Source organism: Pasteurella canis (assembly GCF_020810675.1).
In the GTDB taxonomy this organism is placed as follows: domain Bacteria; phylum Pseudomonadota; class Gammaproteobacteria; order Enterobacterales; family Pasteurellaceae; genus Pasteurella; species Pasteurella canis.
Genome location: NZ_CP085871.1, coordinates 1,621,314 through 1,636,405, shown reverse-complemented (window position 1 = coordinate 1,636,405; position 15,092 = coordinate 1,621,314). Strand labels below are relative to the sequence as shown.

Below are 15,092 nucleotides of genomic sequence, written 5' to 3'. Positions count from 1 at the left end.
AATATTGGTGAAGTAACCGAGAATTGGAGTAGTTACATTAAATGAGTAAGGCAAAATACTAGTATGGATGAAATTATTGCACAGGAGGGCGTAGAACAAACATAAATATTTCACCTTACATAGAAAAAGGCAGAATAGGCAGTAAAAGTGGCTTATACTTCATTACTCCAAAACTAGATAAAGATACTGAGGAAATTATTTAGCGTGAAGATTGGCTGAGTGATGAATTAGAAGTGGTCGGATAAGGTCGAAGTGACGAAGAATATTACACCATGATTAGTTTTAAACTGCATAATAGCGATTTACCAACAGAATGGTTTATTGCAGAAACTAATATGGGGGTTTTACTTAACGTATGTTTTATAGAGAAAGATGGAATTATCTATATTAGAACAGCGTATAGACCAAATGATGAAGAAATACGAACATATCAAAAATATAAATAGCGAGGGTTGGGATATGACTCATTTAGATGATAAATGGAAAGATGGCCCGTTGGGCAGAGATTAAAACTTTGTACAGAAAACCTCAAAAACTAAGGACAGTTTAGAAAATGCGTTAGGTTTACAACCTATCTCTATTCGATTGCCGAAAGCATTAATACAAGAGCTAAAACACATCGCTGAACTACATGGGTTAGAGTATCAACCTCTTATTAAGCAAATTTTAAATAGATTAGCTGATGCTGAGAAGAGAATGATGGCTAATGAGAAAATAGCCGAAGAATTAAAAAAATCAAACTGACTGAAGAACAGAAACAACATAAATCCAAACAAAAAAGAGTGGCTTAACATAATTATTTCAAAGGCTAATTTATTTAGCCTTTTTTATTTCCAGCAATACCATAAAAAATCTCCTTCTCCTTGATATAGAACAGCTAAATGAGTTACTGCGATTAAAGGTATAGAAGTTATATAAGCTAAATTTAGTGCCTAAATGGTGCTTTTTTATTGTCTAAAGATGATGACAGATGTCGATTATAGTCTTATAAAAAGTATACTGTGAATAAAGATAATGCCTGATATAACAAGGAATTAGAAGTGTGGTAATTTTAAAAGGTACTCTTGATGGGAGGCTTTCCGCTGGGTTGGGTGTGCGTGGTTTTCGGCATTTTTTCGATCTTTTTTAAATTTAGTCCATCAAATTTTTATTTCTTGTTTTATTTATAAAGTCAAAAAGTCGGTCATTTTAATCTATAAAAGATATTTTATTTTTTATGAATTGTTCATTTTGTGATCAATGTAACAGAAATAACCACACAAAAATGTATGCTATAAATGAACTGTAGCAACCATGTGGAGGCAAATATGAAAAAGTCCTTATTAGTTGTATTAATGAGTATGGTGTTGGCTGCTTGTGGCAGTAGTGGTGGGAAAAGTTGGGTGAGTAACGGAGGCTTAATTAATCCTCCTGTAGACGAGCCAATATTAATTGATATTGTTCCCAACCCTGATGTTGCAGCTGTTAGTTACGTTGATGATGGGCTGAAAGGCAAAGTGATTAAGATAAAAAGTGAGTTTCTTTCGGAAGGCTTTGGTTTAGAGTTTGATGCAAGTAATTTACCTGAAGGAGTGATGACTAAAAAGGTGAATGGGAATGTCGTAAGAATGCTAAATTTGCCATATTCTGTGCTTGCTTGGAGCCAACCTAGTGCCTACACAGAAGGAGAGGAGTTTTATGATAGTAAAGGATTGCTTTCTGGGGTAGGAAAATTCACTATTAAAGACAATTACCCAGCAAGTAAAGCGACTTATCATGGTTATTCTGCAAATCCAAATGCTGTCGGAAAGATGTTATTAAATATGGACTTTGCTAGCACAACAGTATCGGGTAAGCTTTATGAGCGGAAAAATAAGGAGGGTGAAGGGCTGCCTGATATTACCTTAAAAGAGACTAGCAACTATGCGGAAGATGCTGGGGTTGGTGCCTTATTAGGTGAAACTGATTATAAACCTATGGGAGTAGACAATAATTTAAAATATGTGGTTACTTTTGCGGGGCCTTCAGCAGATGAAGCTATCGGTTTTGTCATGGCTATGGGAGAGATGTCTAATCCGCCACTAACCTATGAGGTATTTGGTGGAAAACGAGATCTACCTAGTCCGCCACTAGATCCATAGTTAAATTTTCCTCACATACCCCCCAAATGATATTGCTTGGGGGGTTTTAGCTTTAAGGTCCATCAATCTTCCTTTTCCCGAAACGAATTGTATGTACAGAGCATCATCAAAATAAATAATACGTTAGGATAATTTTCCTAACGTATACGTCATAGTTATCAGCCAATGGCTGACACCCTTTTAACAAGTTTTAATTAGTCCTTTTTTATAATGTAAAGAAACTCATTTTTAGAGAGGGATATTAGGCAAAAATAAAGTATAAAAACAATTAAAAATAGTACTAGGAATAGTACTATATTTTAAGGCATGAAAATTTAGTCTTTAAAAATCAATATGTTATATATTGAATTGGACTCCCATTCTGGCCAATCTATAAATCAAATTTCATTAAATTAATTAGGCATATAGCTAGACTAAACGTTAGCTCAATTTTATCATTGTGAGGTTAAAATCTTTTGGGTAGATAAAGTAAAAGTGGAGCATATAGCAAGAGGAAGAGTTATTTATAGTAAAAAATGCTTGTGTAGCGAATTTTAGTCGATAGGATGATGAAAGTTTTTTAATGTTATAACAGATTGTGAAGAATATTTTGTTAAATAACATAGGATGAAAAGCGTTGTGTTAGAAGTACTAGATTCAAAAGTGAGTTTTCCCTGACTAATGTTAATTAAGGGAATCTGCACGACAGAAGTAAGCTTTTTAGCTCATTTTTTTTGCTGTAAACTTGCACCATCATGTGTTTTTAAGTAGTTAAGTAACCAAATTAGTCCTAAACCAAATAATGCAACACTTAAAAACGTGTAACTAAAAGATTGTTGTAACTGCTGTCCTGTTTCACCAATATGCTCACGATAAAGCCCTAAAATGACAGAGCATACTGCGATACCAATGCCAATTCCCATCTGTTGTGCCACACTCAGAATCGTAGAGCCTGCGCTGGCATTTTGTTCTGATAATTCACTCACTGCTAGCGTATTAGTTGCAGTGAAAATAACAGACATAGAGCCTCCATACCAAGATAAGGCTAGAATCAGTAACCAAATAGGTGTTTCTCTTGTCACTAATGTCATGACCGCAATTGAGAGTGTAAGCTGTATAGCTGTGATAACTAATGTTTTTTTGTAACCCCACGAGGTTAAAATACGAGTAATAAGTGGCTTCATGAGTACCGAACTAATTGCGATTGGAGCAAGTAGCCATCCTGACAGCTCTGCACTATAGTTAAAGACGACTTGGAGCATGAGAGGAAGTAAGAAAGGAATACCTGAGCCACATAAACGAATGAGTAAATTAGCAAGAATGCTAATGCTAAATGTTCTAATTTTAAATAGCGATAAAGGTAGTAGTGAAGTTGATGATTTTTTAGCATGAAAATAGTAAGCAAAAAGAAGAGCAATGCCGAGGCCTAAAATACTTAATGCATTTATTTTATTACTGGTTTTTTCTGCGATTAAATCTAAACCGAGAGTTAAGCCAACTAACCCACCAGCAAAAAGGAAAAAACCAATCCAGTCAAGTTTATTTACAGGAGAAGTAACATTCGGCATATAGTTTCCTGCGATAATAACTCCAATTATGCCAATAGGTATATTAATTAAGAAAATCCAATGCCATGTTGCATAAGTCACTAACCATCCACCCAATATCGGACCGAGAATCGGACCAAGTAAGCCAGACATTGCCATGAGATTCCAAACAGATAATAAATGTTGTTTGGGAACTGTTCTTATAATAGATAAACGTGCTACGGGCATCATTAGAGCTCCTCCAAATCCTTGTATAACTCGTGAAAGGACGAGAGTATCTAATGTATTTGATATTGCACAAGCAACTGAGCCGAGAACGAAAATACTGACTGCAAAGCGAAAGATTTTTAAGGTGCCATATTTGTCTGCAAGCCAGCCACTTAATGGAATAAATAAAGCAACAGTTAATGCATAGCTGATGATGGCAAGTTGCATTTCTAAAGGTGAGTGATTGAGATCTCGGGAAATAGCGGGAAGTGCAGTGTTAAGAATCGTTGCATCAAGGGTTTGCATAAAAAGAGCAATAGCAGCAATCCAAGCTAGCCCTCGATAACTGTCACGTTCTGTCATAAAATTTTCCTATTTTAGACCGCACTTTTGTTGATACCAATTTAAGATAAAGGTAGCAATCTGGTTAATATCATTGATATTTAAAAGCGGTTTTTCCGAGTTTAGATCATAATCTGTGGCTAATCCGATAACTTTGTTATCTAGCTCAGGTAGCGGTTTGTCCATTGTGTAGCGATGCAATAAGATTTTTTCAATAGGCTCTTGTTTAAACCCTTCAACAAGTATCAAATCAGTTAAATGAGGATCAAATTGTTGTGCTAAGTAATCAAGATCAACAGACTGCTTAGGTGTTTCTGTCATTAATGCCCAGCGATTATCGCAAGCTATAATTACTTGGCTTGCTCCTGCTTCTTTCATACGCCAGCTATCTTTGCCTTCTTTATCTATCTGGGCATTGTGGTGGCTATGTTTAATGACAGCAACGCGTAGTCCCTTTGTGATCAAAACAGGTAGGAGTTTTTCTAATAAAGTTGTTTTGCCACTGCCACTATAACCAGTAATACCTAGCATTAAGTGCATGAGATAGTATCCTTTTTTCAAAAATTTTATGCATTATAAAGGGATTAAGGCAGATCACAAAATTCTTAATAGAATAGGTTTATAAGCTGTTTTCTGATTAAGGCGTTTGCTGTAATAACGAATAACAAGAAACGCAAGAGCGGTACAAATAAAGATAAATACTGCACTGATTAACTCATGTGGAAAAAGTTGCTCAGCAATGAATGTACTAATTAGGATAGTGAATAGGGGCACAATATAGAGTAGTAGTGCGGAAAGAATCAGTGAGCGCTCAGCTAAACCAATTTCGACTAATTGTCCCACTTTAAGAGGCGTAATAGTTTCAATAGTGAAAATATGTTCACCTTGTTCACCTGTTAACTCAGAAAGTGCTGATGCACCACAAGCGTTTTTAGCCGCACAAGCACCACAGGCACTTTGTGACTGACATTTTACTTTAGCGAGACCAGCTTGGTATTCAATAACAATAGCACTTTCTTTCAACATTAATTAACCTATTTTTTGAATTGGATATCTTGCACGATACGTTTTGCGGTCGAAATTGGTAATTGACCAACAAAAGTCACTTCTTTGTCATTAATTGTTTCACTATATATTGTATAAGTGCCTTGTTTCCAAGTATTATCTAAATTAATTCCTGCAACAGGATCAGCAACATATATAGTAAAAGAAAACAACCCATCACTGTATAACTGACTTTCAATATGGTTATCCTCCTCTAGTCCGATACTTTCATTAATTTTAACAAAACCTTGTGGCAACCAGCTCACTTGCCAGTGAAAGAGTGGTGTATTTTCTTCTTTTTTATCAATAAGTAGAGGGGGAAAAACAACATTATCTAAATATTGGGCTAGTCCTTGTAAGCCATCACCAATATATAGATTAACAACACGGAATTGGTCAAGCAAATTACCATCGCGATCAAGTATATCACTTTGTAATAAAAGATAATTTTCTTCATCAATAAAAGCAACGTATTGATAACGGAAATCATCTTTTGGCAAAATACGAATGGTTTGTACAATACGATCTGCCACACGATTTCGCCCAATATTGATGAAATCATAATATTTTTCTAAGTGATTAAAATCGGCACGCATGATGGCTGGTAGGCTGTCAATAATGTGTGTGCTATGAATGGTGAAAGGCTGGAAATTAGGTTGGAAATAACTGACTAAGTTATCGCGTTGGACGATTTCTTGCTGTACTCCATCAAGAGATACCAATTGGGCATAAGATTTACCTTCTAAATGAAGGTGGCGATAACGTAATGAATCCATATTGGCTGGTGTTGTTTTCACAAATGCAATTTCATAACTTAATTTCTCACGAGCCTCAGGCATTTTTAATAAGATTTGTTTAGCTGAAAGTTGAGTTTCAGCTAAAGCAGCAAGTGGTACAAGCAAAGCGAAGAAAAGTGCGGTTAATTTTTGAAAAGTTTTTAACATAGTCATTACCATAAAACAAAATCACCACCAATGAAGGTGGTGAAGATTAATTTGTTAAATCATTACTTTTGATTAGCTTGTTGATTCAGGATAAGTGAATCAGCATATAAACGGCGTTGAATTTCGTAGTTCTGTAACATTGCACCAATTCGTTTGTTTTTTTGTTCTAATTGTTCTGGAGTTACGGCATCTTTCGGTGCATTATAGCTGACTTCTTGTACAACATTGTTAAATGGCAATGTTTGTAGAATTGGCGAATCAATATTATTTTGTGCTTCATTTTTTGCAGTCAGGAAAGATTGAGTACCAAATACAGCGACTAAACAAACACTTGCTGCTACTGCAACTTGTGCTAATGGTGCAAATAACCCTTTGAGTTTCTCTATAAGTGGCAGTTTAGCGACTTCTTGTGGTAGAGGTTGAGAAATGATTGGCTGAGCCACAAGCATCTCTTCTTGTTCAATGAGCATTTCCATTTTTGCTGTAAAATCTGCACCTAATAGTACTTCAGTTTCTTGGCGCATGACAGAACGAATAGCATGAAAACTTGCCCAAGATTTCTGTAATTTAGGATCTTGACAGAGTTTCTCTGTTAGTTCTGTGCTTACTTGTTCACCATCAATATAGGCTGAAAGTAACTCTTTTTGCATGTTGATACTCCAACTTTCGTTTGGTTTTTGTATTTGTTGTGTTTTTAACGCTCTAACAGAGGTTGTACTTTACTTTCAATAATTTCACGTGCACGGAAAATTCGAGAACGTACAGTACCAACTGGGCAGTCCATAATTTCAGCAATTTCTTCATAACTTAAACCTTCGATTTCTCGTAAAGTGATTGCTGTTCTTAAGTCCTCTTGTAAGCCATTGATCGTGTCAAACACAATTTTTTTCAATTCGTTAGATAACATTTCATGTTCGGGGGTATCTACATCCCGTAAATTACTACCCACATCGTAACTTTCCGCCTCTTCTGCTAAAATATCTTCGTTTGGAGGGCGGCGTCCTTGTGCAGTTAAGTAATTTTTTGCCGTATTAACGGCGATTCGGTATAGCCAAGTATAGAAAGCACTGTCACCACGAAAAGAATCAATTGAACGATATGCTTTAATAAATGATTCTTGTACAACATCGGGGATATCATTTGGTGACACATAACGAGTCAGCAAACCAGACACTTTATTTTGATAACGTGAAACCAATAAATTAAAGGCTTTCTTATCTCCTTGCTGTACTCTTTCTACCAAAGCCTGATCTGTTAGCTGTTCAGCCATATAACCTCTTATATCACCTCTAACAAGCCTTAATATTCAAAGACAGCAAGCTCTTGCAATCAGTTAGACGGTGTTAAAATTAAAAAGTTCAATCTTTTTTGTAAAGACCCAATATTGTGATTAATCAGCTAATTTCAAGGTATGTTGAATATAATCAACCATATCTTGTAATTCGGGATCACTTGCTTTTCCACGATTAAAAAACCAAGAAAACAGCTGTAAGTCAGAGCAGGCAAGTAATCGAATGAACTGGTCTTTTTGAGTATCAGATAGTTGCTCAAAATGCTGCTGATAGAATGGCATAATCACTTTATCAAGCTCTAACATGCCGCGACGACAATCCCATTCAATTCGCAATTTGTTGTATTGTGCCATTTTATATCCTTTTGAAATTGAAACAGATTAAATATAGCAAGGATCTATTACAAAATAAACAATGTTAATTTAGCTTATTAATAGATTAAAACGTCATGATTTTGCGATTTTGATAATTTTTTGTTATATTAAATAACGTATGCTAAGCATTTAGCCATATATTCTACCTGTTTTATACTCAATTTAATTGAGAGTTCTCCTCGCTTTCCCGTTAGAAAACGGGCTATTCTGGATCACAATAGGTTATATAAAAATCATCACTAAGGAGGCATTTTGACGTTTTTAAAGCAATTACGTGCTAATAGCACGTTAAAAGCACCCATTTTCTTACCAAGTCTTATTTTTATCGCTTTTGTCACAATTTATTGTTCTTTTTTTCCTACGCATGCTCAAAAGATACTGACTATTGCTAAACAACAAATTTTTACTCATTTTAGTTGGTTATATGTATTAGCGGCGTCTATTTTTATCGTATTTTTAATTTTACTGTGTTCAAGTCGGTTAGGTGATATTCGCTTAGGAACAGATAATGAAGCACCAGAGTATCCATTCCTTTCGTGGATAGCAATGTTATTTGCGGCAGGAATGGGTATTGGTCTCATGTATTTTGGGGTCGCTGAGCCTATGCTACATTATGTTAATCCGTTACATCAACAGTTTACGGCAACAGAGCAAGTGAAAGAGGCGATGTTGATGACTTTTTATCACTGGGGTATTCATGCATGGGCGATTTATGCCGTGATTGGACTCGCACTCGCTTATTTCGGTTTTCGTTATAAGTTACCTTTGACGATTCGTTCAGGATTTTATCCATTATTAAAACACAAAATCTCAGGTTTCTGGGGACATGTAATAGATGTTTGTGCATTGTGTAGCACGATTTTTGGTATTACAACGACATTGGGCTATGGGGCAATGCAATTAGATGCGGGTTTAAATAGCTTAGGTTGGATTGAATCGCGGAGCTTCTCTACATTATCAATATTAATCATTATTGTGATGTTTTTGGCTACTATTTCAGCAATTACAGGTGTGGCAAAAGGTGTTCGCCGACTAAGTGAAGTGAATTTATTCTTGGCATTATCTTTGATGCTATTTGTCATTATTGTTGGACCAACCTTACTTTTATTCACAAGTTTTACGGAAAACTTAGGTTATTATCTAAGTAATTTAGTTGCTCTGAGTTTTCGGACTTTTGCATATGAACCAGAAAATCAAAGTTGGTTTAGTAACTGGACTGTGCTGTATTGGGCTTGGTGGGTATCTTGGGCTCCATTTGTAGGGTTATTCATCGCTAAGATTTCAAAAGGGCGTACTATCCGTGAATTTATTTTAGGTGTGTTGTTTATCCCATCACTATTTAATGCATTATGGATGACGACTTTTGGTAATACTGCGATTTGGCTAGATGTTGAAACTGCGGGTAATTTAAGCGCACTTTCAAACAATACTGAGGCATTGTTATTTGGCTTTTTTGAACAATTGCCTTTTAGTAATATTGCATCTTTCATTGCTATCATGATTATCGCCTTATTTTTTATTACCTCTGCTGATTCAGGTATTTATGTGATTAATAGTATTGCCTCACAGGGTGAGGAAAAAAGTGTGAAATGGCAAAGTATATTTTGGGCGTTATTATTGACAGTATTAGCGTTAGCGTTATTACGCTCTGATGGTTTATCTGCCTTACAAACGATGACATTAGTGATAGCGCTGCCATTTACAATAATTATGTTGCTACTTTGCTTTGGTTTGTGGAAAGGATTAATGGTGGATAATCAATATTTTAGCAAGGCATTTTCACAAGGAAGCGACAACTGGACAGGGAAACATTGGCAAGATCGTTTGGAAAAGATCCTTTTACAATCTAAGCGCGCTGATGTGAAACACTTTATTAAAGATATTGCACAGCCGGCATTTAATGAGCTAGTAGCAGAATTCGAAAAACATGGATTAACTGCACAAACAGAAATTATTATGGATAAAAATCCCAAAATTGAATTTGTAGTAATGAAAGAAAATGTACGTAATTTCTTGTATGGTATTGATTGTAAGCCACGTGAGCTGTCGAATTTAGTTGTAGAAGACGATGGATTACCGAATATTGATTCACAACGTTCTTATGAGCCGATTACTTACTTTATTGATGGGCGAGAGGGTTATGATGTGCAATATATGACAAAAAATGAATTAATTGTGGATGTATTGAAGCAATATGAACGCTATATGAATTTAGTGATGGATAATACTAATGCATTAATGACTTATGATGTTGCTTAATTATTATTTTTAGTGATTAAATTTACTAAAAAAAGACCGCACTTGATGTTCTGTGCGGTCGTTATTATAGCCAGTTTTAGGTTACGACATAAAATAGATAAGTAGCGCTATAATGAGTCCAATCAGAATGAATGGCAATAGGTAGGCCCCTTTACATTTAAATTGACAGCATTCACTTGTGGTTGAAGCTTGTGGTGTACAGGTTTTAGTAGTGTGTATACCTGTATAAGGCACAGCTTTTGCAAAAGCATTTTCAAATTCTTGTGCGGTGTTTTTTAGTGCTGCACTAGTTGAAGTGCGATATAATGGTTTGCCTTTAAATTTAGTCAAATCAACATCAATATCTGCAGCAACAAAAACTAAATCTGCATCCTCAACTTCCTCTGAACTAATCAGATTATCAGAGCCCATTTGTCCGTGCGTTTCTACTTTTACACACCAACCTTGCGTTTTAGCATAATTCATAATAGCTTCAGCTGACATAAATGTTTGCGTAACGCCTGTTGGGCACGCTGTTATAGCAACAATTTTCTTATTGCCTTCACAAGTCGCGAAATCATTGGCAAAATTACGTGCTGGAGGAGTGATAATGTCTTCTTCAGGTTGTTCAATTGTATAAATAACGGCTTGTTCAAACGCTTTTGCAAATTCTTGATCTGTCTCTTTCAAGGCAGCACGTGTTGATGTACGATAAATCGGCTTACCAACAAATTTGGTTAGATCAACATCAATATCGGCAGCAACAAAAACTAAATCTGCATCGGCGATTTCTTCTGCACTAATCAGATTATCGGAACCCATCTGTCCACGTGTTTCCACTTTTACACACCAACCTTGTACTTTCGCATAATTCATAATGGCTTCGGCTGACATAAAAGTTTGTGTGACACCTGTTGGGCAAGCTGTAACCGCAACGATTTTTTTACTGCCTTCGCAGTGCTCAAAATCATTCGCATAATTGCGTAGCGCTGGCGTAATAGTAGGTACATCTTCATTTTGCTCAACTTGATAAATGGCTGCTTGTTTAAGTGCCTGATTAAACTCGGCTTCAACATTGTTGAGTACAGCGCGTGTTGAGGTTCGATATAATAATTTGCCTGAAAACTTTGATAAATTGATATCAATATCCGTCGCAATGAAGACAAGATCAGCCGCTGCGATTTCCTCATTAGTGAGAATTTCTTTTGTACCAACTTGCCCTTGTGTTTCTACTTTGACTTGCCAGCCTTGTGCTTTGGCGTAGTTCATAATCGCCTCTGCTGACATAAAAGTTTGTGTAACACCTGTTGGGCAAGCGGTGACTGCAACGATGCGGTTAATTTGAGGTGCTGAAATATCTGTAAAATCAACCGCACTTTCTGTAGTTGAATAAAGAGTGGCATTTGTAACTGCTTGTTGAATGGTTGTTTCTGGCGCATTAAATGCTTGTTCAGCATCAACAATAAAGATCTTCTTACCCACAAATTCTGGGCGATCTAGTGAGCGATTGCTAAATGCAATGATGATATCTGCATCTGCCAGCTCAGTGATTTGATGACTTTGTTGATTGGCTGCTGTCGTTAAGACTTGATGTAATAAAAACAGTTTTGAATTACCAATATCATCTTTTTGCGTGAGGAAAATATTCATGTCATTATCCTTAAATGAATGTGATTTTTACTTTTTCTAAAATAGGTTTTAATAATGTCATATCAGTAACGCCAACATGCTTTTGTGATATTCTTAAGGCAGCAATTGCACTTGCAAAAGTCAGTGTTTCTGAAATTGACTGTTGATTAACAATACCGTAAATAAGACCTGCAACCATCGAATCTCCAGCCCCTACAGTACTGATTAGATTATCACAAATAGGGGGTTGAGCATGGATAATATTGTCTTGAGTTAGCCAAATTGCTCCTTTTTCACCTAATGAAACAACAACATTTTCGATGCCAGTTGATTGTAATTGTCGCCCAGCATGAATGACATCAGCTTGGGTAGGTAAAGAATGTCCTATCCAAGTTTCAAGTTCACGATAATTGGGTTTTACTAGCCAAGGTTTGGACTGAATCCCCATTGTTAGTGCTTGGTTACTTGTGTCTAGTATGAGTTTAATATGGTGCTGATTAAGTTGTGTCAGCCACTTGGCAAATGCATGAGGGCTGATACCATCAGGCAGACTGCCACAAACTGCAATTAAGTCAAACTCTGGCGCGATTTGTAATGAAAACTCAACAAAATGTTGCCAATCTTCGGTTGTAATTACGTAACCTTGAAAATTAAGATCCGTAACCTCTGCTTCTGTTTCTGTGATTTTGACATTAACTCTTGTTAGCCCTGGGACTCGTTGGAAATAATCTGTTAATGCTAAATTAGCAAACATATGCTGATATTCACTTTGGTTTTGTTTGCCTAAAAAGCCAGTGACTGCACTATGAATACCTAAATCATGTAGGACTTTTGCAACGTTAACCCCTTTTCCTGCAGGGTATAGACCTAAACTCTCGACTTTATTGACTTCACCTAAAGCCAATCGAGTTAAACGACCAATCAAATCGTAGGCGGTATTGAGTGTAACAGTTAGCACTTTCATTATGATTCTCCTAAACCTGACTCAATGAGTTTACGTATTTCTTCGAGTGCTTGTTTTGCTTCTTGGCCTGTAGCAATAAAACGTAAACGATGTCCTTTTTGTGCACCTAGTGAGATGACTTTTATTAAACTTTTAGCGCTAATCAGTTGGCTGTCGTTATCAAGATTTTGTACAGCAATAGACACGTTATATTTTTTTATGTGGTTGACTAATATTGCAGCAGGGCGGTAATGAAGCCCATGTGTGTTTTGAATTGTTACAATCGTTTCGATTGTAGGGATTTGCCCTATTAAAGTGGGGGAATTTTCGACCGCACTTTCAGTATTCGGTTGAGTATATAATGCAATCAGAATGTCTTCAGTTGAACCTGTTAATAAAATGTCTTGTACTTTTTCATCTAATAAGCAAGTGAGGGTGTGATGAATGTGATCATCAATTGTAGCAATTGTGAGTACAGCTTGAACTAATTTACTATTGTGAGTAAATGCTTGCTTAGCGCGGCTTAAAGCAATGGCATTGCGTTGATTACCAACAACAGCATCTGTCAGCCAAATTCCTTTACCTAAAGGAAGGGCAGGACTGGTAAGAAGTTCCATAATAAAGTCATTGTTTACAGCTTGTTGTTGCTGTAACTTTTCTGCATTTAACGCAGTTAGTGTTAATAAACTTTTTGTCTCGACACCTAAACTAATGGATTCAGCATTGATGATAGAATAGTGCGTATCATCCATGATAAGGGCTCGAAATTGTTTGACATTTTGTGTGGTCGCCAATTGTTTTACTGCTTTTTCATTATCTAAAAGACGTGTTATTTGGCGTAGTAACGTTAAATGTGAATCAGAGTCTGCTGCAAGGCCTATTACAATGTAAGCAATATGACCATCACCCCAATTTATACCTTGTGGGAATTGAAAGATCTGTACACCAGTTTTATTAACCATGTGTCTCGTGTTGAGTGAGCCATGTGGAATCGCAATACCATTACTCAAATAAGTTGTCATCTGGGACTCTCGTTCAAGCATACCTTGTAAATACCCTGATTCTACATAGCCAGCTTTCACTAGGGCATCCGCAACAAGTTCAATAGCTTGTTGTTTATCGGTAGCTTGAGCCGATAAATGAATATCATTGTCTGATAATTGAAACACAGGTACTCCTCTGATTTTGCTTTATTGATTTTGTCATGTCACCCTTAGGATAAAATAGAAAAACTGCCGACTTTTACATCAACAGTTTTCCCTATTTAATGACCACAAATTTTTAATAACTGCTCTGACCCTTTCACAATATAAGGATCATCTTCAGATCGTACTTTATCTTTTTGTAAATCTTTCATTGCGTCATAAATACCTTGTGTAATACTCGCAGAGTCAATTTGCTCCCAACAACCTTGTTTTAAACTCTTGAAATTTGTTTGTAAGGCAGAGGCAAAAATGACACCACTATAATAGGCATGAATACTGGAGTCATGCCCTCCTTGATAGAGGTCTGCTTTGATTTTTTCGATAGACAAGAGAATACGATTTAAGTACCAATCATTAGCACCACTACTAAAAGAATTGACATCATAATCCTGATTGACTCGACCTTTATAAGTTTCAACAGTTGCTTCATAAGCAGTGGCGTAAGATTTCTGGTCAATTTGATCCTGATCTAAATTAATCACTGCTTTTTTATCACCGATAAAAGGGATATACGAAGAAACTGAACAGGCAGAAATCATCGTGATTAAAAAAAGAGTAGAGATTTTCTTTAACATAAACATATCCTAGTTAGCCAAATGGAATCATGTGTTTGATTATACTGCGAAAGCCCTTATGCGCAAGTGGATTAATTTGATTTCAAATCAGCCAATGTATTCATGTTTAAGAATGCATTTTTATATTCAGAAAAATCCACTGCAACAGCATGGTGTTGTTGCATGAATTTTAGCATTTTGCGTTCACCGCTGGCTAAGTAATCAGCAAGCGCATGTTTTAATTGAGTGGAAATTAAACAAAAAGTGGGGTGTTCTCGTTCACTGTCTTGAGCATAAGCAATCAAGACATTAGAAAAACACACCGCACTTTTTAGTTTGTCTAATAGATTATTAGGAAAAAAAGGGCAGTCGCAAGGTACAAATAACACAAAATCTGTTTTTGCACGTTGAAGTGAGGTTAAGATACCACTTAATGGTCCTTGAAAGCCTTCCAAATGATCAGGAAAAACTGATAATCCACTTTGGGCATAACTATCTTGGTTACGGTTAGCATTGATACTAATTTCTTTTATTTGTGGTTGTAAGCGTTGATAAACATGTTGAAATAATGGCTGTTGCTGAAAGAGCTGTAATCCTTTATCAACACCGCCCATACGGCGAGCTTGCCCACCTGCTAAAATTACTGCACTAATTGTGATTGTCATATTTTCTTA

13 protein-coding genes and 2 pseudogenes are annotated in these 15,092 nt (G+C 36.2%); 2 read left to right on the top strand and 13 right to left on the bottom strand.

Annotated features, from left to right (window positions below):
* Positions 1–1,307: 1,307 nt before the first annotated feature.
* Positions 1,308–2,120, top strand: a complete 813-nt coding sequence (locus tag K7G93_RS07550; protein ID WP_226690851.1) for a hypothetical protein — start codon at positions 1,308–1,310, stop codon at positions 2,118–2,120.
* 704 nt (positions 2,121–2,824) lie between these two features.
* Here K7G93_RS07550 and K7G93_RS07545 read toward each other — a convergent pair.
* The 7 genes from K7G93_RS07545 to K7G93_RS07515 all read right to left on the bottom strand — a co-directional run bounded on the left by K7G93_RS07545 (position 2,825) and on the right by K7G93_RS07515 (position 7,828).
* Positions 2,825–4,216 carry a DHA2 family efflux MFS transporter permease subunit gene (locus K7G93_RS07545; RefSeq protein ID WP_228400355.1) on the bottom strand — a complete coding sequence of 464 codons (1,392 nt, stop codon included), beginning with the start codon at positions 4,214–4,216 and terminating at the stop codon, positions 2,825–2,827.
* Positions 4,217–4,225: 9 nt separating this feature from the next.
* Complete coding sequence (mobB, locus tag K7G93_RS07540; RefSeq protein ID WP_223667545.1) at positions 4,226–4,735, bottom strand: molybdopterin-guanine dinucleotide biosynthesis protein MobB; 510 nt, start codon at positions 4,733–4,735, stop codon at positions 4,226–4,228.
* A 54-nt stretch (positions 4,736–4,789) separates the two neighbouring features.
* On the bottom strand, positions 4,790–5,221 hold the full coding sequence (locus tag K7G93_RS07535; protein ID WP_049215596.1) for a SoxR reducing system RseC family protein: 432 nt from the start codon (positions 5,219–5,221) through the stop codon (positions 4,790–4,792).
* Positions 5,222–5,229: 8 nt separating this feature from the next.
* Positions 5,230–6,183, bottom strand: a complete 954-nt coding sequence (gene rseB, locus K7G93_RS07530) for a sigma-E factor regulatory protein RseB (protein ID WP_226690850.1) — start codon at positions 6,181–6,183, stop codon at positions 5,230–5,232.
* 62 nt (positions 6,184–6,245) lie between these two features.
* Entirely contained in the window at positions 6,246–6,833 is a 588-nt protein-coding gene (locus tag K7G93_RS07525) for a sigma-E factor negative regulatory protein (RefSeq protein ID WP_226690849.1), read from the bottom strand.
* A 44-nt stretch (positions 6,834–6,877) separates the two neighbouring features.
* Positions 6,878–7,453 (bottom strand): RNA polymerase sigma factor RpoE, encoded by a 576-nt coding sequence (rpoE, locus tag K7G93_RS07520; RefSeq protein WP_049215601.1) that lies wholly within the window; start codon positions 7,451–7,453, stop codon positions 6,878–6,880.
* A 120-nt stretch (positions 7,454–7,573) separates the two neighbouring features.
* Positions 7,574–7,828: an FAD assembly factor SdhE gene (locus K7G93_RS07515; protein ID WP_049215603.1), complete on the bottom strand. Its 255-nt coding sequence runs from the start codon at positions 7,826–7,828 to the stop codon at positions 7,574–7,576.
* A gap of 273 nt (positions 7,829–8,101) precedes the next feature.
* Between K7G93_RS07515 and K7G93_RS07510 the strand changes: the two genes are divergently transcribed.
* Positions 8,102–10,108 (top strand): BCCT family transporter, encoded by a 2,007-nt coding sequence (locus K7G93_RS07510; RefSeq protein WP_226690848.1) that lies wholly within the window; start codon positions 8,102–8,104, stop codon positions 10,106–10,108.
* Positions 10,109–10,327: 219 nt separating this feature from the next.
* Here the strand turns inward: K7G93_RS07510 and K7G93_RS10515 are convergent.
* From K7G93_RS10515 to mobA, 6 genes and pseudogenes are all read right to left on the bottom strand, one after another.
* Positions 10,328–11,419 (bottom strand): annotated as a pseudogene (locus K7G93_RS10515) (PTS fructose-like transporter subunit IIB); the annotation flags it as partial.
* 69 nt (positions 11,420–11,488) lie between these two features.
* A pseudogene (locus K7G93_RS10510) lies at positions 11,489–11,737 on the bottom strand (PTS fructose-like transporter subunit IIB); the annotation flags it as partial.
* A 10-nt stretch (positions 11,738–11,747) separates the two neighbouring features.
* Complete coding sequence (fruK, locus tag K7G93_RS07500) at positions 11,748–12,683, bottom strand: 1-phosphofructokinase (RefSeq protein WP_115323212.1); 936 nt, start codon at positions 12,681–12,683, stop codon at positions 11,748–11,750.
* Positions 12,680–13,828, bottom strand: a complete 1,149-nt coding sequence (gene fruB / locus K7G93_RS07495) for a fused PTS fructose transporter subunit IIA/HPr protein (RefSeq protein ID WP_049215608.1) — start codon at positions 13,826–13,828, stop codon at positions 12,680–12,682. Before fruB ends, fruK begins: the two co-directional genes overlap by 4 nt.
* Positions 13,829–13,923: 95 nt before the next feature.
* Entirely contained in the window at positions 13,924–14,439 is a 516-nt protein-coding gene (locus K7G93_RS07490; protein WP_228400354.1) for an HI_0449 family lipoprotein, read from the bottom strand.
* Between the two features lie 71 nt (positions 14,440–14,510).
* On the bottom strand, positions 14,511–15,083 hold the full coding sequence (mobA, locus tag K7G93_RS07485; RefSeq protein ID WP_049215611.1) for a molybdenum cofactor guanylyltransferase MobA: 573 nt from the start codon (positions 15,081–15,083) through the stop codon (positions 14,511–14,513).
* Between the last annotated feature and the right edge of the window lie 9 nt (positions 15,084–15,092).